The organism is Bradyrhizobium sp. Crot121 (assembly GCF_059512385.1).
In genome coordinates this window covers 39,942-55,924 of record NZ_JCAMOR010000037.1, presented here as the reverse complement: position 1 = coordinate 55,924, position 15,983 = coordinate 39,942, and the positions used below count along the sequence as shown (strand labels likewise).

Annotated in this window: 15 protein-coding genes; 8 read left to right on the top strand and 7 right to left on the bottom strand. The window is 59.5% G+C overall.

What is annotated here, in order from left to right; all coding sequences use genetic code 11:
* Positions 1-45 precede the first annotated feature (45 nt).
* Together AC5ZGW_RS27595 and AC5ZGW_RS27590 are read left to right on the top strand one after the other, a co-directional pair.
* The gene (locus AC5ZGW_RS27595; RefSeq protein ID WP_130225068.1) at positions 46-3,261 is read left to right on the top strand and encodes an efflux RND transporter permease subunit; all 3,216 of its coding nucleotides are present in this window, start codon (positions 46-48) and stop codon (positions 3,259-3,261) included.
* 201 nt (positions 3,262-3,462) lie between these two features.
* A complete protein-coding gene (locus AC5ZGW_RS27590; protein WP_165435136.1) occupies positions 3,463-4,530 on the top strand; it encodes an efflux RND transporter periplasmic adaptor subunit in 1,068 nt (355 codons plus the stop codon).
* 76 nt (positions 4,531-4,606) lie between these two features.
* On the opposite strand, the gene AC5ZGW_RS27585 is transcribed toward AC5ZGW_RS27590, so the two are convergent.
* The 4 genes from AC5ZGW_RS27585 to AC5ZGW_RS27570 form a co-directional block, all read right to left on the bottom strand.
* Positions 4,607-4,864: a hypothetical protein gene (locus AC5ZGW_RS27585; RefSeq protein WP_130225070.1), complete on the bottom strand. Its 258-nt coding sequence runs from the start codon at positions 4,862-4,864 to the stop codon at positions 4,607-4,609.
* Between the two features lie 76 nt (positions 4,865-4,940).
* Positions 4,941-5,069 carry a hypothetical protein gene (locus tag AC5ZGW_RS27580; protein ID WP_283813249.1) on the bottom strand — a complete coding sequence of 43 codons (129 nt, stop codon included), beginning with the start codon at positions 5,067-5,069 and terminating at the stop codon, positions 4,941-4,943.
* 42 nt (positions 5,070-5,111) lie between these two features.
* Complete coding sequence (locus AC5ZGW_RS27575; protein WP_130225071.1) at positions 5,112-5,804, bottom strand: glutathione S-transferase family protein; 693 nt, start codon at positions 5,802-5,804, stop codon at positions 5,112-5,114.
* A gap of 36 nt (positions 5,805-5,840) precedes the next feature.
* Positions 5,841-6,089 carry a DUF1127 domain-containing protein gene (locus AC5ZGW_RS27570; RefSeq protein ID WP_130225072.1) on the bottom strand — a complete coding sequence of 83 codons (249 nt, stop codon included), beginning with the start codon at positions 6,087-6,089 and terminating at the stop codon, positions 5,841-5,843.
* Positions 6,090-6,210: 121 nt separating this feature from the next.
* On the opposite strand from AC5ZGW_RS27570, the gene AC5ZGW_RS27565 reads away from it, so the two are divergent.
* From AC5ZGW_RS27565 to AC5ZGW_RS27550, 4 genes are all read left to right on the top strand, one after another.
* The gene (locus AC5ZGW_RS27565; protein WP_245474635.1) at positions 6,211-7,011 is read left to right on the top strand and encodes a transcriptional regulator GcvA; all 801 of its coding nucleotides are present in this window, start codon (positions 6,211-6,213) and stop codon (positions 7,009-7,011) included.
* Between the two features lie 313 nt (positions 7,012-7,324).
* Entirely contained in the window at positions 7,325-8,092 is a 768-nt protein-coding gene (locus AC5ZGW_RS27560; RefSeq protein ID WP_245474636.1) for a sulfite exporter TauE/SafE family protein, read from the top strand.
* Positions 8,093-8,165: 73 nt separating this feature from the next.
* Positions 8,166-9,008, top strand: a complete 843-nt coding sequence (locus AC5ZGW_RS27555; RefSeq protein ID WP_130225073.1) for a hypothetical protein — start codon at positions 8,166-8,168, stop codon at positions 9,006-9,008.
* A 72-nt stretch (positions 9,009-9,080) separates the two neighbouring features.
* On the top strand, positions 9,081-9,683 hold the full coding sequence (locus tag AC5ZGW_RS27550) for a c-type cytochrome (protein ID WP_130225128.1): 603 nt from the start codon (positions 9,081-9,083) through the stop codon (positions 9,681-9,683).
* A gap of 235 nt (positions 9,684-9,918) precedes the next feature.
* Here AC5ZGW_RS27550 and AC5ZGW_RS27545 read toward each other — a convergent pair whose 3' ends face one another.
* The 3 genes from AC5ZGW_RS27545 to AC5ZGW_RS27535 all read right to left on the bottom strand — a co-directional run bounded on the left by AC5ZGW_RS27545 (position 9,919) and on the right by AC5ZGW_RS27535 (position 13,673).
* Positions 9,919-10,956, bottom strand: a complete 1,038-nt coding sequence (locus tag AC5ZGW_RS27545; RefSeq protein WP_130225074.1) for a thermonuclease family protein — start codon at positions 10,954-10,956, stop codon at positions 9,919-9,921.
* Positions 10,957-11,039: 83 nt separating this feature from the next.
* The gene (locus AC5ZGW_RS27540; protein ID WP_165435137.1) at positions 11,040-12,851 is read right to left on the bottom strand and encodes a GMC family oxidoreductase; all 1,812 of its coding nucleotides are present in this window, start codon (positions 12,849-12,851) and stop codon (positions 11,040-11,042) included.
* Positions 12,852-12,992: 141 nt separating this feature from the next.
* Positions 12,993-13,673 (bottom strand): twin-arginine translocation signal domain-containing protein, encoded by a 681-nt coding sequence (locus tag AC5ZGW_RS27535; protein WP_130225076.1) that lies wholly within the window; start codon positions 13,671-13,673, stop codon positions 12,993-12,995.
* A 698-nt stretch (positions 13,674-14,371) separates the two neighbouring features.
* Here AC5ZGW_RS27535 and AC5ZGW_RS27530 point away from each other — a divergent pair.
* Together AC5ZGW_RS27530 and AC5ZGW_RS27525 are read left to right on the top strand one after the other, a co-directional pair.
* The gene (locus tag AC5ZGW_RS27530; protein ID WP_130225077.1) at positions 14,372-14,962 is read left to right on the top strand and encodes a superoxide dismutase; all 591 of its coding nucleotides are present in this window, start codon (positions 14,372-14,374) and stop codon (positions 14,960-14,962) included.
* A gap of 65 nt (positions 14,963-15,027) precedes the next feature.
* A complete protein-coding gene (locus AC5ZGW_RS27525; RefSeq protein WP_130225078.1) occupies positions 15,028-15,969 on the top strand; it encodes a DUF1259 domain-containing protein in 942 nt (313 codons plus the stop codon).
* Positions 15,970-15,983: the final 14 nt, after the last annotated feature.

The following is a 15,983-nucleotide window of genomic DNA, read 5'->3' as shown; positions in this document are numbered from 1 at the left end:
CGCGTGGGGTCGCTCGGACGCGGCAGAACCGGCTGAGGCGGAACGATGAACCTGGTGTCCTTGGCGCTGCGACGTCCGATCTCGCTTCTGACGATGGTTATAGCCGTCGCATGGGTAGGCTTTCTGGCGCTCGATCGCATGCCTCGCGACATCTTCCCGGATTTGGGGGTGCCCGTTCTATATGTGGCCCAACCTTACGGCGGCATGGACCCGGCCCAGATGGAAGGATTCATCGTCAACTATTACGAGTACCACTTTCTCTACATTACCGGCATCGAACATGTCGAAAGCAAGTCGATCCAGGGCGTAGGACTGATCAAACTTCAATTCCATCCCGGCACCGACATGGCGCAGGCCACAGCGGAGACGGTAGCCTACGTCGACCGCGCTCGCGCGTTCATGCCGGCGGGCACTGTGCCGCCATTCGTGATGCGGTTCGACAGTGGCAGCGTTCCGGTCGGCGATCTCGTCTTCACCAGCGAGACGAAAACCGTCGCCGAACTACAGGACGCGGCGCTCTTCAAGGTGCGCCCATTGTTTGCGACCTTGCCAGGCGTGTCGGCACCGCCGCCATTCGGGTCGAGCCAACGGACCATCCTGGTTCATTTGGACCCCGACAAGCTGCGGTCCTACAACATGTCGCCGGACGAGGTGGTGCAGGCATTGGCCGCCGGCAACACGATCAGTCCATCTGGCAACATCCGCATCGGTGATCTCATGCCGATGGTGCCCGTCAACTCCGTTGTCGGAGATTTCAAGGGCCTGAGTAACATTCCCATCCGCTCGCACGGAACGCAGACCGTGTTCATACGCGATGTCGGAACGGTCGAAGATGGCGCCGACATTCAGACCGGCTACGCGCTAGTGAATGGGCGCCGCACCGTCTATATCCCCGTCACCAAACGAGCGGACGCATCGACCCTTGCGGTCGTCCAGGCCGTCAAGGCCAACTTGCCCCGCTTCCAATCCGTACTGCCAGACGACGTTCAGGTAAGTTACCAGTTCGATCAGTCCCCATATGTGACTCGTGCGATCCTGGGCCTGTTCGTTGAAGGGGCGCTCGGTGCGGTTCTCACGGGTCTCATGGTGCTACTTTTCCTCCGGGACTGGCGCAGTTCGCTCGTCGTCGTCCTGAATATTCCGCTTGCGATACTGGCCTCGGTGATCGCGCTTTGGATATCGCGTCAGACGATCAACATCATGACGCTGGGCGGGTTGGCGTTGGCTGTCGGCATCCTGGTCGACGAAGCGACCGTCACCATCGAGAATATCCACACGCGTCTCGCTGATGGACATAGCCTCGCCCGTGCCGCAAGCCTGGCCACGGCCGAAACCACGCTGCCGCGCTTCGTGGCCATGCTCTGCATCCTGGCGGTGTTCATTCCAGCCTTTTTCATGACCGGCGCAGCGCACAATCTTTTTGTGCCGCTCGCTTTGGCGGTCGGCTTCTCGATGGTAGGATCGTATCTGCTTTCCAGCACCTTTGTGCCGGTACTGTCGGTCTGGATGCTGCGCAAACCGGCCAAGCGACACAAATCGCAAGACGGTCGTTTTGATCGGTTCCGCGCCAGATACGATCAGCTCACGCGCGCGGTCATGAAGCGCCGGCGTATCATTGTACTCTCTTATCTCGTTGCGAGTGGTGCCATCATCCTCGTAGTCGGCAGCTCGCTCGGCACGGAGATCTTTCCGATCGTGGATACCGGCCAGATGCAATTGCATCTTAGGGCTCCGGCGGGAACGCGGATCGAGCGTACCGAGCAGATTACGCTACAAACACTCGATATCATCAAGCGCGAGGTGGGGCCCGACAATGTGGACATTAGTCTTGGCTTTGTCGGAACGCAGCCGCCCAACTACCCGATCAATACCATCTATCTCTGGAGTTCGGGGTCCGAGGAAGCCGTGCTGCAGGTGCAGCTAAAGCGTGGCGCCGGGATCCGCATCGAGGACTTGAAGGAGCGGCTGCGCAAGAAGTTGCCGCAGGAACTCGCTGGTGTACGCTTCTCGTTCGAGCCAAGCGACATCGTCAGCCGGGTGATGAGCTTCGGCGCGCCAACCCCGATCGAAGTCGCTGTGAGCGGGCCGAGCTTCGCCAGCAGCCGCCAATATGCCGATAAGCTGCGAGCGAGGCTGGGACAGGTGCCGACGCTGCGAGATCTGGAATTCGAGCAGGAACTCGATTACCCGACCGTTGCAGTCGCCGTCGACCGCGAGCGAGCGGGCGTTCTGGGAGTGACGACGGACGACGTGGCGAAATCGATTGTCGCAGGTACCTCATCCAGTCGCTACACCTCGGCCAATTATTGGGCCGATCCAAAGAGCGGCATTGGATATCAGGTGCAAGTCGAGATCCCTGAGCGCCGGATGAATTCCCTGGAAGAGGTGAAGAACCTCCCAATCGCTCGCCGATCGGCCCAACAGATCGACCTTCGCAATGTTGCTCATGTTACGGATAGCACCGCGCTTGGCGAATATGATCGCTACAACATGCAACGTATGCTGACGCTTAGCGCGAATATCTACGGCGAGGATCTAGGACGCGTGGCAAGCCGTGTGCAGCAGGCGATCGGCGACGTGGGAAAGCCGCCAAATGGGGTGAGTGTGACGCTGCGCGGAGCGATCCAGCCGATGGCAGAGATGTTCGGCGGCCTCCGTCTCGGGCTCTTGATAGCCGTTGGCGTCATCCTTCTGCTGCTGGCCGCCAACTTCCAGTCGTTCCGGCTTTCCCTGGCGGTAGGATTGACGATTCCCGGCGTAGTGGCGGGAGTTGTAATCATGCTTTGGTTGACCCAGACCACACTCAACATTCAATCGTTCATGGGCGCGATCATGGCAATCGGCGTCGCCGTGGCAAACGCCATCCTGCTTGTAACTTTCGCAGAGCGAAGCCGCGCTGAGGGCCGCGAGCCGTGGGAGGCAGCCATCGAAGGCGCACGAAGCCGCCTGCGTCCGATCTTGATGACGAGTTTCGCGATGCTGGCGGGGATGCTGCCGATGGCGCTCGGACTAGGCGAAACCGGAGAGCAAAGTGCACCACTTGGGCGGGCGGTGATCGGCGGTCTGCTCGGCGCAACCTGCGTTACGCTGTTCATTCTGCCCGCGATCATAGCCATGCTCCAGTCGCGACATACGTCGACGTCCGCGTCGCTGGATCCCGGCGACCCGCATTGCCGCTATTTCGAGCGGGAACCGCGGCTCGGGCCAGTGCGGTATCCTGGCGATCAAGCAGCAGAATCCCGCGATCTGGCGGCGGAATAAGCGAATGGCCAGAGTGGATGCTAAAGGTGGCGTACTATGAATTTCACGAGCCGAACCGTCATCAGGGTCTTGTTAATCGGCGTCGCTGCAGGAAGCGTCGCTGTTGAGCGGCAACACCTGGCGGCATCGCCATCACCGGTGAAGCAAACGAAGGTCGACAACCTTCCGCGGGTCGAGGTTGTGCGGCCACGCCGAGTCACGGTGGCCCAACGTCTTCAAACCAATGCGACCCTCGAAGCTTTTGAGGAAGCGGATCTCTTCGCCAAAGTCTCGGGATACCTGTCGGAGGTGCGGGTCGATATCGGCGATCATGTGAAGGCGGGTCAAGTGCTCGCCGTTATCGACGTTCCGGAAATGAAGCAGGAGCTTGCCGAAGCCAAGGCCGAGCTGGAAGCCAAACGAAGTGTGCTGGAGAGCGCGCGCCGTCAGCTAGATCACAACAAGGCAGAGCTGGCGCTTCAGGACGCCCTGGCGAAGGACCGGGAGGAGCTGGGTCAGGGACGGAACTTCATCAGCGACCGGACACTCGATCAGGTGCACGCCAATGCTGCCATCGCCAAGGCGGACCTCGGCGTTGCGGAGGCGAACAGCGATCTCGCGGCCCACCAGGTCGACGTCGCCGCCGCCACCGTGGAGAGGATCAAGACGCTGCTTGCCTATACGCAGGTCGTGGCGCCTTTCGATGGCGTGGTGGCGCGGCGCCAGGTGAACCGGGGCGATCTGGTCCAGGCCGCCGCGGCAACGCGGACTACGCCGTCCGCAGGATCACTTTTCACACTGCAGCGGATCGACACGATCAGGGTGTTTTGCGACGTTCCGGAGAACGACGTGTCTCACCTTCACGTCGGCGATCCGGCGGTTGTAAAGCCCTCTGGTTTCGACGGTAAGCCATTCATCGGCAAGGTAACCCGCTTCTCGCTGCGCCTCGATCCCGAGACCCGCGACATGCGGACCGAGATCGACCTGCCCAATCCCGACGAACGGCTTTATCCGGGCACGTATGCGGAGGTCTCACTGGAAATGAACCGACGGCCCGATGCGCTTACCGTACCCACCGCTGCCGTAGGTTCGGATGATGGCGGCAACTTCGTCTACGCCATCGCTACCGATCGGGTCACGCGCCTCGCCGTCAGGACTGGTCTCATCGATAACGGTCGCATTGAGATTACGGCGGGCCTGTCGGAGGAGACACCGGTCTTGGCGACCACCAAGGGCATTCCGCCGCTTGGAACGGTGGTTCGGTCGGCGATGGTTCGCGAGAACACCTAACATCGACGCCGAGGCCTGGGGCGTCAGTAGTTTTGTCGAACCAATGCCTCATCCCCGTACTCGCGCCTTCACTTCATTACTTGGCGCAAGTTCTCTCAGCTGCCAAAGCTGTTTGCGCTTCCGCCTGTGTCGGATGAGCCGTACCGATAACCTTCATTTCACCAGGCGCGGGCTGGGCAGTGACAACTTTACATTTCATCGTCGCGGGATCTTGAGCTACGTAGAACGCGGAAGTGCCTGATGGGGGCGCTTGTCCGGTGGTTTTATCCTGCTGCGCAAATGAAGGTGCCCCAAATGCGAGAATGGCGACCGTCGCAAAAAGAATTTTCGTCATAGTATCTACCTCCTAGCATTGGACAGCGAGCAAATAGAGGCAGCCGACAAAGGTTCCAGCGGAGGGATATATTTTTCTAGTGGAATCCCCGCAGGGTCGCTTCGTGTTTATCCTCAGCGTGATCGATCACTTCGACGGTGTTGCGCGCGATATGCGCGATGAAGACGCGCCGGGTCTTGGGGTCGAATGCGGTGTGCAGAGGCATCCTTGCCTCGCCGCGGTTTCCGACAAGTTTGGATTTGCAGGGTCAGTATCTCGGTCGGTGCGAATTCGCCCACTCGCGGGCATGCGGAATCGGTTCGCGCGGCGGCAGGATCGCGCGAAGCTTTCGCGTCGCCGGCAGGTTTTCCATGCGCTCGCGCCATCGGCAAAAAGCCGGATAGTTCGGGTACATCGCCTTGCCTTCGTCCGTTAGGCTGAAGGCGAATGTGCTCGGAAGCAGGAAGAAGTCCGCGATCGTGATTTCCGTGCCGAGCAGGTAGTCTTGGCCGTGTTCCAATTCATGCTCCACCATGCCAAGCGCAAGCTCGACCTTGGGTATCGCGTGTGCCACGACCTTTTCGTCGGATGCGATGCCGAGTTCCGGAAAGACCAGCCGTTCGTGGGTCACGTGATAGATCATGTAGGGGTAGTAGTAGGAGTTGACCGCACTGATCCACTGGTTCATGCGCGCCCGGAGGCGGACGTCGCGCGGCGTCAGCTTTGGCCCTCCGAAGGCTTCGTCGACATAGGAGGCAATCGCGCTGGTCTCGTAGACCGTGAAGTCGCCGTGCCGAAGAATCGGGACCCGGTTGAACGGGTGCAGCGCCAAATGCTCACGCTTGCCCATCACCGGTTCAAGGTCATGAAAGCCATACGCTACGTCCTTGTGCGTCAGAATCAACCGCACGATGTTGACGTAGGTGCTTCGCGGGAAGCCATAGACGATTGGCTCTGCCATCTGTTCCTCCTCTATCTTGTTGGTAACGGGCGCTTGTTATCGCCAGAATGGCTTAGCGGCCTCGTCCAGCGCCTCTTCGCGTGTGAGGCCGATGTCGGCGAGCAGATGCTTGTCGTCGGCCAGATCGCGGAGTGCCTGACGCAGCCTGCGCCGCGCGGACCAAGCTCGAAGCCCGCGTCCCGGAGCGCCGAGCCTTTGCACCGAATTTTCCTGATGAAGTTGTGGGAGCGGACCGGCCGGCCGGATCAGCCGAAACGTCGAGGCGTTGCGGGCAACGGTTGACATCGACAAGCTCCAAATCTCATGAAATGCTGCATTGAAGCTTTCCCATAAGGTCAGCGGGCCGTTATCCGCAAAGCATCGTTTCTCTGGCCGGCCCTAGTTTTTCTCATGAAGTCTTTGTGCGATGCGTCCACGCTTGCCGCCCCTGAATGCGCTGAAGGCTTTCGAAGCCGCGGCGCGGCATGAAAGCTTTACCCGCGCAGCCGAGGAGCTTTGCGTCACGCAGGGCGCCGTGAGCCATCAGGTCAAGGCGCTGGAGGCTGAGCTTGCGATCAAGCTGTTCAATCGCGAGCGCCAGCGCCTGATCATCACCGAGGCCGGCAAGGACTATCTGACTATCGTTCGCGATGCCCTGGACCGCATTGCGATTGGCACAGAGCGGCTTCTGCAACGGCAGAACGCCGGCGTCCTTACCGTCAGCACCTCGCCGGACTTCGCGGCCAAATGGCTCGTTCACCGGCTGGGCCATTTTGCCGAAGCTCATTCTGGGATCGACCTTCGCGTTTCCGCAACGCTTCATCACGTCGACTTCGCGCGAGAGGAAGTCGACCTTGCGGTGCGCCATGGCGAGGGCAATTGGCCGGGGCTCGACACGGTCAAGCTGAGCGCGGAGCAGCTCTTTGCCGTTTGCAGTCCAAAACTTCTCTCGGGCCGCCGACGACTCAGCAAGCCGGCCGATATCCTCAACTATCCGCTGGTCCATATGGACAGCCGAACCGATTGGTCCAGGTGGCTGCAGGCGGCGGGCGTCAATGACACGAATATCATTCACGGCCCCGTGCTCAATCGGGCCAGCATGGTGATCGACGCGGCGATCAACGGGCAGGGTATTGCGCTTGCCCGTACGACATTGGCGGCATGGGACCTGATCAACGGGCGGCTGGTGCGGCCATTTCCGGAAGCGTTGCGACTATCGAAGACCTAACTGGATCATCTGTCCGAAGGCGACGACAGCCCAGCCGAAGATCGTCACGTTCCGCGACTGGCTCTTGGCAGAGGCTTCAAGGGATCTGCGGCAGCTCAAGCAGCTAGGCTGGTCCTTGAGCCCGCTCAAAGAGAGCGGGGACTGATCCGCCCTCACGCAGACGATTGAAGATCAAGCAACGGTCAGTAATCCTTCCTGATCGCCGTTGCGAATAGGAAAGGCGGCGGAAAACCGTCGCTCGTTGCGGCCGTTCGCTTCCTGCGCTAGTTTACTGATCGGGGACGTCGCAGCCTCCCCGTAAAATGGTGATCCCATGCAAGCGCTGCTCGCTTTTCTATGGAGCGAGCGCATGGACGGGTCCACTTTTGAACTGCCGCTGTTTCTGCTTGCGACCTTTGCGGGTGCACTTGTTGCTGGGCTCTCGGGCTTTGCCTTTGGACTTGTGGCGGCTTCGCTATGGCTTTACATCCTCACGCCGCTGCAGAGCGCGACATTGATCGTCGGCTTCGGTCTTCTGGTGCAAGGCTACTCAGTCTGGAGACTGCGCCGCGCGCTCGATGGGAGCAAATTGCTGCCGTTCATCGTCGGCGCCGCTCTCGGGGTTCCGACCGGAGTGTCTCTCTTGACCTGGTCCGATCCTCGAACCGTCCGCATCGCGGTTGGTGCGTTCCTCGCTGCGTACAGTCTCTACGCACTTCTTCGACCCAGCCTAAAACCGATCTCCACCGGAGGGAGCGCGGCCGACGCTGCGGTTGGCTTCCTCAACGGCGTGCTTGGAGGCCTGACCGGCTTAGCAGGCATACTGGTGACGATCTGGTGCGGCCTGCGCGGCTGGTCCAAGGACCTTCAACGCACGATATTCCAGCCCGTTGCCGTTACGACCTTCCTCATGTCAGCGCTCTGGCTTGGAGGAAAGGGAACGGTGACCAGCGAGACCGTTAAACTCTTCGTGATGGGTTTGCCGTGCTTGCTAATCGGAACATGGTTTGGGCTGAGACTGTTTGACTACATTGACGAAGCGATGTTCCGAAAGATCGTCCTCGCTTTGTTGCTGATTTCGGGAGTCTTGCTGGTTATCTGACAGCCGATTGACAGCAGCGACGGCAATCGGTTTATTCGATCTATGGGGGCGTGCGATCCCCCCACGAGGCGACATGCCCAAGAATCGCGTCCGGTTTTCAGAAGGACGCAGCATGCCCGCCGTTAACTCGACAGTCCTCTACAAGCTCTGGCCGAACAGCAAGCTTTTGCGTCGTCTCGACGTGGCGCCGCTTCCTTTTCGGCGGCGCAGCGCCGGCCAGCACAGTTGGCGCAGCATTGCGGCGGCCGCCTTAACGAACTTCGTTTACTTCACAAGTTTGATCGTCCCAGCGTTAGCTCAATCCGCCGTCATCGATCTGTCGCACCAACGGGTCGGGGTTCCGCCACGGGATTTCGAATTCTGGCATGCCGGTCGAAGCGATCGAGATCGTTGGAACGTAGTTCACGAAGGCGCCGTTGACGACGACTTGGCCATCCAAAGCTCAGCAGCGGATAGGGACGAGCAGCCATCGCTGGCAATCTATAATCCTGTGGCCGCAACCGATGTGCGGATCCGTGCGCGGTTCAGGCTGATGAAAGGATCGCGGCCGAGCGCCGGGCTCGCGATGCGTGTGACCAGTCCGGACGACTACTACCTCGTTCGTGTCGGCGTGTTTGACCAGCGCCTGTCGCTGCTCCATGTGGTCCACGGCGTGCCTGATGAAATCGCCGGGGTCGACGCGGATATTGCCTGGAATCATTGGCAAACGCTGGAAGTCGCCGTCAGCGGCGATGGTTTCACGATGCAGTTGGACGGTCGATGGGTCCTGACCGCGTTCGACCGTGGCGAGCACGCAAGGGGACGGTGCGGGATCTGGACTGAGCACACGGACATAGCGCGCTTCGATCAGATCGAGATCGCGCCCTTGCCATCGGTCGGTGACCAGTCGGAACCGCAGAGGCGATTGGGAGGCTAAGGTCAAACAGCGGAGATCGCGATTATGCGAAAGATTGTGAAAGGACCGCCGGTCCGCAGCTGGCCGTCCAGGATGAGATCCTGGGGATACGCTTCGCTGCTCATCCTGGTCGCATTGGCGATCAGTGGGGAGATGCATCGCGTTGCTGCGGATGCTGAGGCCGGAAAGAACAAGGCAGAGGCCTGTGCGGGGTGTCACGGCGACAAAGGTGTCTCCGCCACCGAGAACACGCCGTCATTGGCGGCGCAACCTGATCAGTTCTTACAATGGCAGCTGGTTTTCTTCCGCAGCGGTGCGCGTAAGAATGAGGTCATGGGACCAATCGCGGAACAACTCAGCAACGAAGATGTCCGCGACCTCAGCGCTTACTTCTCTTCGCTCAAGCCTTCCGATCCAGCCGCGGCGAAGGTGTCCGACGATCATCCCGACTTGACCGAAGCTGGCAAGAAAGCGGCTGCGGCTGGGCGGTGCGCCTCTTGTCACGGCGACAACTACGCTGGCAGCAAGGCTGTCGCCCGCATTGCGGGTCAACGGGAGGAATATCTTGCGAAGGCACTCCATGACTACAAAGCCGGCGCTCGATCCGGCGGCGGCGTGGCCGCTATGGCCGAGGTAGCTTATCCCTTGAGCGAGGACGATATTTCGGCGCTGGCGCATTATCTCGCACGACTCTAGCAGAGATGCCAGATGCAATGAGGCGATCCGATCGGAACCGATCGATGATCTCCGCCGAGGACGTCTGAAGCATTGGTGGCCGACGCCAATAGGGCTCTGGTCTGGTTCTTGGGCGGACTTGCCTGTTGATCTGGTGGTGGGTCCAGTCCCACGGACTCCCTTTCCTCTGCAACATTCGAAGGAGGTCAATCATGACCACGCAAGAGCATTAGGCCGAAGATCGCGCGTACTAGACTCAGAAATGGGTGATGGGCTTGTTGTCGGGCCCGAGCAACGTGGAAGGCGCCTCTTTGAAAACCAGACTATCTGGGGCGAACTTGGTTGTCTTCCCGCCCACCACGAAGTCGGCAAAGTTGTGGGGGATCGCCGAATGAACGCCAGTGGCCAGGAAATCAGCGAGTACGAAGCAGATGTCGGGCGTTCCGCCAGATCCGGCCGCTAGAAACGCCTGGAAGTTCTGACCTGTGACTTGCGCCTTCTTGCGTGCCGACCAGTTGGTATAGCGCCGATAAAGCTTGGGAAAGATGGCAGGTCCCTTGTCCGTGGCCAGCACGCTGAGGTCGCCGACCTTTGGTTCGCGCAGATTGAAATCGAAGGGACTAATCGTATTGGACAGAAAGTTCCACACAAGCGTCTTCTTTGACCGTGCGATTTTTGCAAGGGCGAGAAGCGCATTGATTTCATCATTGGTCATGCTTGAGTAGAACGTAGGATATGCCCAGCCATGCTCGACCAGCCAGTGATTCAGATTTACCGCCTGGCCATTCACCGTCACTTCGATGTCGCCAACCAGCCGACCGTAAGTGTCGAACACCTCGTTTGGGGTATCCACTTGAGTCACAACCCGACAGTCGAGGACCGTCTTTCCCGTCGACGTGAGAAAGTCGTGCAGCGCCTTCGCCGAAGTGGCCCCCAGTAGCTGCCGATAGAAGTGGATGAGACCTTTGTATGCCGTCAGCTTCGTCGCACTCAGGCCGTTCTTCTCCTTCGCCGAGAGCGCAGACGGCTGATAATGGAGCTCGGTCGCATCGATTCCCTGCAGTCGGATTGTGACTTTTCCGTTTTTGATGGGCGGAGTACTAAACTTGCCCTTGACCTTCGCATTGTTGAACACATGCGTCGGGTGAAATGGCGAAGAGCTGTCCTTGCGGAATTTAATCGCGTCGGGCCCGACGCTTAAAATGACTTTTGTAGTGTCAGCGTCCGATTGACCGCTTGGCCAGAACTGTTTGAGCTCAATTGTGCCGTCCACTTCGAGCAATCCTGCCGGCATTGATAACTCCCCCTGCCAAGCGAAACTCAAGAATTCTGTTTCTCCGAAGCACCCTGCGGCAAACCAAGGCTTTCCCTCGGCGCTCAGCCCTTCAACTGTTCCTTGATCGTTTCTGAGGCCCTCAACGCCAGCGCCGCGACAGTCGACGTGGGGTTCGCCGTTGAGCTGGTAGGAAATACGCTGCTGCCCAGCACAAACAGGTTTGGGTGGTCATGCGTGCGACAATGTTTGTCAACGACTGACGTCTTTGGATCGTTGCCCATCAGGGTCGTGCCCATGATGTGGCCAGAGCCACCATAGATGGTGCTATCCGGTGGGTCGGCCTGCATGACGCGATCGATCGCGCCGAGCTGATCAAAGATGAATTTGTGAACATCGATGATCGTCTTGAACGAGCTGCGAACGTACTCGTCATCGTCCAGATTGTAGCTGATCATTGGTTTCGCGATGCCGAGCCCATCTGAATTCGCGGAAAGCGTCACGCGATTGGTTTCGCGCGGCAGCTGCTCGCAGGCGCTGTTCAGCGTGATCTGACGAGTCACATGATCGTTGATTTTCTTCCGCAGATCGGTTCCGAAGAGAGCAAAGTTCTCGACGAAATCCAGGATTGTCCCATTCAGGTTCTGATTGCCGCTCGGGTCCTTCGGGGGAATGAAGTTTCCGCGGGGGGAGCCCGTTTTGGTGCTCGCCCAGCCGTCATTCTTGATCGAGGTCTTGAAGCCGGCGTAGCGCGCGCGAAAATCGCCGTCGCGGAATGCCGCAATATCGGAGGTGGTCTGCGGTCCGCGGAAGGGAAAGAGTGGCTGGGGCGCCAGTGCGAAAGATTGCTTGATGGGGTGATCCATCAGATAGCGACCGACCTTGTCACTGGAATTGGCGGCCCCGGACGACAGCAGAATCCTGGGATTTTCGATGCCGTTGGCGGCGAGCACCACGACGCGCCCTGACGCGCGGTCTTCGGTTCCGTCGGGCCGCTTGTACCAAACGCGCGATACCCACCTCTGCTCGGGGTCAACATCGAGCTTGGTGACGACCGCCTGTGTTCGCAGAACGGCGCCCGCAGACAATGCCTTCTCGACATGAATGACGGCTTCGTATCGCGCCTTGATCGGACATAGCGGCACACAGGACGTGTGCCCGTCGCATTCGGGGCGGCCCGCATAGAGTCGGGAGTTGATCGCATGCGGGACCGTATTGACCTTCAGCCGCAAACCATGATCCGGAACCTTCTTGTCATTGATGACGCGCGCGAGCTCATTGTCGAGGAAGCTAGGCGCGAGGGCCGGCATCGGGAACGGTTCGCTGCGATAAGCTCCCCACTTCCGTTCGTAATAGTCTTCATTTTCCTCATCGCTGCCGGCAACGCCCATCTCGTATTCGGCTTTGACGTACCAGGGTTCGAGCTCGCGATAGGTGATCGGCCAATCAAATCCTACCTTGTAGAGCGTCTTCATCCTGAAGTCGTTGGGAAGCATCCGGATGTAGATACCCTGCCAATGCCAGGTGGAGCCGCCGACGATGCGCTCGTAATAGCTCTTGAAGAAGCGCTTCTTGCCGATCGCTTCGGCGGTGTAGTCGTAATAGTTCTTGCCGCCGTCTTCGATCGGGCTCGGCTGCAGAAAACGGTATTTGCCGGGATCGGTCTTCGGGTCGACCTTCGGATCGACCGGCAGCACATCATCACCGCAGAAAGGCGAGTCCGGCGCCTTGGAAGGAGAATTGGTGTAGTTGTGCACCATGGCCCAGCGGCCGAGTGAGTCGGGAGGGACGCCGCCGGCCTCCAGGATCAAGACCCGGAAGCCGTCCTTCGCGACCTGATGCGCAACCATCGCGCCAGCCACGCCGGAACCGATGACAACGAGGTCGAATTCCGCATGTTCGAGAATTGGTCGCATGATCATGTCTCCCGAGCAGCCATTGATCGCGGATCCGGAGCGTTGCGGTTCAGGGGACTAGAACCGGACTCTCTTCTTGCTATTGGCGACTATGTCGCTTCAGCGACTTTCCAGTTACAGTGCGTGGTTGCCGGTCCACATTCACGCGACGTGCGGTTTGCTGGCCCAATAGCGGCGAGGCCCGCCCGGCGTCATCGGCGCGTGCGCATGGATCACCTGCCAGATCATGCCGCGGCTGTACTGCTCCGGTGTGCCATAGACCCAGATCTTCTTCCGAGTGTCGGCAGGATCATCTTGCAGCGGCGGCTTCGGGCCCGGTGTGATGTCGAGCGGAATGTAAAAGGCCGAAATGTACCAGAGATAGATGAGCTGCTTCGCGCCGGCTCGCACGGCGGCATCCGACGACATCCAGATCGACTGCTTGACCTCATTCTCACCCGGGTTGCCCCCAGGTATTGCTCGATAGGCCCGTATCAGCAGGTCCAGGTTCTTTGAGAGCTGCGGATGGGTAGCAAAGCGTTCCATGTACTGGTTTGCGATGTGCCGGTCGAGCTCGGCGAGTCCGGTTAGCGACTTCGACACGCCGATGAAACTTTCGAGATACGCAATGTCCAGATCGTAGCCGTCCGGTTTCTGCAGCGCCTCGTAGTGAACGCTGCAGAGCGGGTCGCCTTCCTCCCACAGCTCCATGACCGCTTTCGCCGATCCCGGCCAAAGGACGGCTGCAGTTGCGCTGGCCACGGCGACCTTTTCGAGAAAGTGCCGTCTGCCAAGATCGATCTTGCTGGGGAATTCCGAATATTTGGAGTTGGCTGTTCTCATTGCCGTCTCCGTCAAGCCGTCGGTCGTTCGTCACCGCGGGTGCGGCCGGAAAAAGTTAGGCTAACCTTGCATCCGGAACAAGCTCTTGCGACAGGCGAAGGCGATAAAATATTCAACCAATCATTGAATACAGAAGGCTTGCTTTTTCTGTTCTTGAAGTGCCTGACGAGTTGTGCACGAGAAGAAAAGTACCTCCTGCGCGAATTCTCTATGATCTGGTTCACACAATCCTGCTTTTCTTAGATTAGCGCGGGAGCTGGTCGGCATCCGTGATCAAGCCCCGACACTGATGTCGGCGACCCGACCGGTATGGGATGGCGAATAAATTTCGCCCGGCAAACTGCCCTGATCTGAAGGAAGCATCTTGAGGGAAAGGGCGGCGGGCTGCGCAGGCAGATTGACGGTCTTGCTACAGCGAAGTTCCCTGGATTAGTTCCCAATCCAACTCTGCCAGGGCGTGGCAGAGGGTCCCGATCCCCGTTGACAAACTGGTCTTTGCGGGACTTACATGCGGCATGGGGAAAGCGATCTCCCCACGAGGCGACATGCCCAAGAATCGCGTCCGGTTTTCACCAAGGGCGCATCATGTCTGCCGTTATCCGAGTCCTCTCCCGCAAGCTTTCTGATCCGACTGTGCCTTTGGCTGCCGGCGTTCCCACCGCCCGGTTGCTTGCCGGTACATGCGTCAGGAAGCTGCCATGACCTACACCATGAAACCCCTTTCCTGCGATCCGAGCCGCGTGCGTGGCATGTCGGAGCGGATGATCATCAGCCATTACGAGAACAACTATGGCGGCGCGGTGAAGCGGCTAAACCTGATCGATGAGAAGCTTGCTGAACTCGACTACGCGACCGCGCCGGGCTTCCTGCTCAACGGATTGAAGCGTGAGCAACTCATCGCAAGCAATTCAATGATCCTGCACGAAATGTTCTTCGATGGCCTTGGCGATGAAAGCGAGCCCGGAACAAGCTTGAAGGATGCGCTCACGCGCGATTTCGGTACCTATGAACGCTGGAATGCCGAATTCGTTGCCATGGGCAAGGCGCTCGGTGGCGGCTCCGGCTGGGTACTGCTGACGTGGTCGCCGCGTGACCGGAAGCTCGTCAATCAATGGGCATCCGATCACTGCCATACGCTTGCCGGGAGCACGCCGATCCTGGCGCTCGATATGTACGAGCATTCCTATCACATCGATTACGGCGCCAAGGCTGCCGACTACGTCGGCGCGTTCATGTCGGCCGTCAATTGGCCCGCCGTCGAACGGCTTTACGAGGGTCTCTCAAAATGACGCTGTCCGCTCCTTCCGGGCACGCTGCAGGCGGAGGCCCTTCTATCCAACCATGGAGGTTCACCATGTGTCTCAGATATCTTCTGGCTGCTTCAATTCTGGCGCTGTCATCCGCGTCAATTGCGAATGCGCAGACCATCGACTGGAACATCTTCACCGAGCCGTTCATCCCCAGTGCGCATGCCCAGGCAATCGAGTGGCAAAAGATCGATGAGATCTTCGGTCGGAAGCCGGCAGTTTCCGGCGAGGTGCATCGCTATGGATTCCCGCGCAGCGACCTGACCGTCACTTTGGATAGCGTGACCATCAAGCCGACGCTTGCGCTCGGTGGCTGGGTCGCGTTTATGCCGATGCACGGCGAAGCCATGGTGATGGGCGACCTCGTGCTGCTGGAAACCGAGATCAATCCGGTCATGGCGAAGCTGGTCGCCGGCGGGCTTGAGATCACCGCCGTTCACAATCACCTGCTCCGGGCGAGCCCTGCGACTTTCTACATGCATGTCGGCGGTCACGGCGATCCCGTGAAGATGGCTGCTGCCATCCGCGACGCGCTGGCAGTGAGCAAAACGCCGCTGGCGCCCTCGGCAGCTGCCGCACCGCCCGCCATCGACCTCGATACCGCCCAGCTCGATCAGATCATCGGCGCCAAGGGACAGAACAATGGCGGTGTCTACGCCTTCGCCGTTCCGCGGCGCGATCCGATCAGCGAAGCTGGGATGCAACTCGCACCGGTCGGCCCGATGGGTGTGGCACAGTCCATCAATTTCCAGCCGACGGGGAGCGGCAAGGCAGCCATCACCGGCGACTTCGTGCTCACCGGCGACGAGGTCAATCCTGTGATCAAGGCGCTGAAGGCGAACGACATCGATGTAACAGCGGTCCACAACCACATGCTCAACGAGCAGCCGCGCCTGTTCTTCATGCACTTCTGGGCCAATGACGATGCGATCAAGCTGGCCAAAGGGCTGCGTGCGGCACTCGACAAGACCGCGAGCACCAAGAGTTAGGTGAGGAGCAGGCA

Excerpts from the sequence above, each read along its gene's own strand:
- AC5ZGW_RS27535 (WP_130225076.1), bottom strand. The coding sequence starts at position 13,673 with ATGAGAACAGCCAACTCCAAATATTCGGAATTCCCCAGCAAGATCGAT.
- AC5ZGW_RS27530 (WP_130225077.1), top strand. The coding sequence starts at position 14,372 with ATGACCTACACCATGAAACCCCTTTCCTGCGATCCGAGCCGCGTGCGT.
- AC5ZGW_RS27580 (WP_283813249.1), bottom strand. The coding sequence starts at position 5,069 with ATGCCTCTGCACACCGCATTCGACCCCAAGACCCGGCGCGTCTTCATC.
- AC5ZGW_RS27555 (WP_130225073.1), top strand. The coding sequence starts at position 8,166 with ATGCCCAAGAATCGCGTCCGGTTTTCAGAAGGACGCAGCATGCCCGCC.
- AC5ZGW_RS27565 (WP_245474635.1), top strand. The coding sequence starts at position 6,211 with ATGCGTCCACGCTTGCCGCCCCTGAATGCGCTGAAGGCTTTCGAAGCC.
- AC5ZGW_RS27575 (WP_130225071.1), bottom strand. The coding sequence starts at position 5,804 with ATGGCAGAGCCAATCGTCTATGGCTTCCCGCGAAGCACCTACGTCAAC.
- AC5ZGW_RS27560 (WP_245474636.1), top strand. The coding sequence starts at position 7,325 with ATGCAAGCGCTGCTCGCTTTTCTATGGAGCGAGCGCATGGACGGGTCC.
- AC5ZGW_RS27540 (WP_165435137.1), bottom strand. The coding sequence starts at position 12,851 with ATGCGACCAATTCTCGAACATGCGGAATTCGACCTCGTTGTCATCGGT.
- AC5ZGW_RS27585 (WP_130225070.1), bottom strand. The coding sequence starts at position 4,864 with ATGACGAAAATTCTTTTTGCGACGGTCGCCATTCTCGCATTTGGGGCA.
- AC5ZGW_RS27570 (WP_130225072.1), bottom strand. The coding sequence starts at position 6,089 with ATGTCAACCGTTGCCCGCAACGCCTCGACGTTTCGGCTGATCCGGCCG.
- AC5ZGW_RS27550 (WP_130225128.1), top strand. The coding sequence starts at position 9,081 with ATGAGATCCTGGGGATACGCTTCGCTGCTCATCCTGGTCGCATTGGCG.
- AC5ZGW_RS27525 (WP_130225078.1), top strand. The coding sequence starts at position 15,028 with ATGTGTCTCAGATATCTTCTGGCTGCTTCAATTCTGGCGCTGTCATCC.
- AC5ZGW_RS27545 (WP_130225074.1), bottom strand. The coding sequence starts at position 10,956 with ATGCCGGCAGGATTGCTCGAAGTGGACGGCACAATTGAGCTCAAACAG.
- AC5ZGW_RS27595 (WP_130225068.1), top strand. The coding sequence starts at position 46 with ATGAACCTGGTGTCCTTGGCGCTGCGACGTCCGATCTCGCTTCTGACG.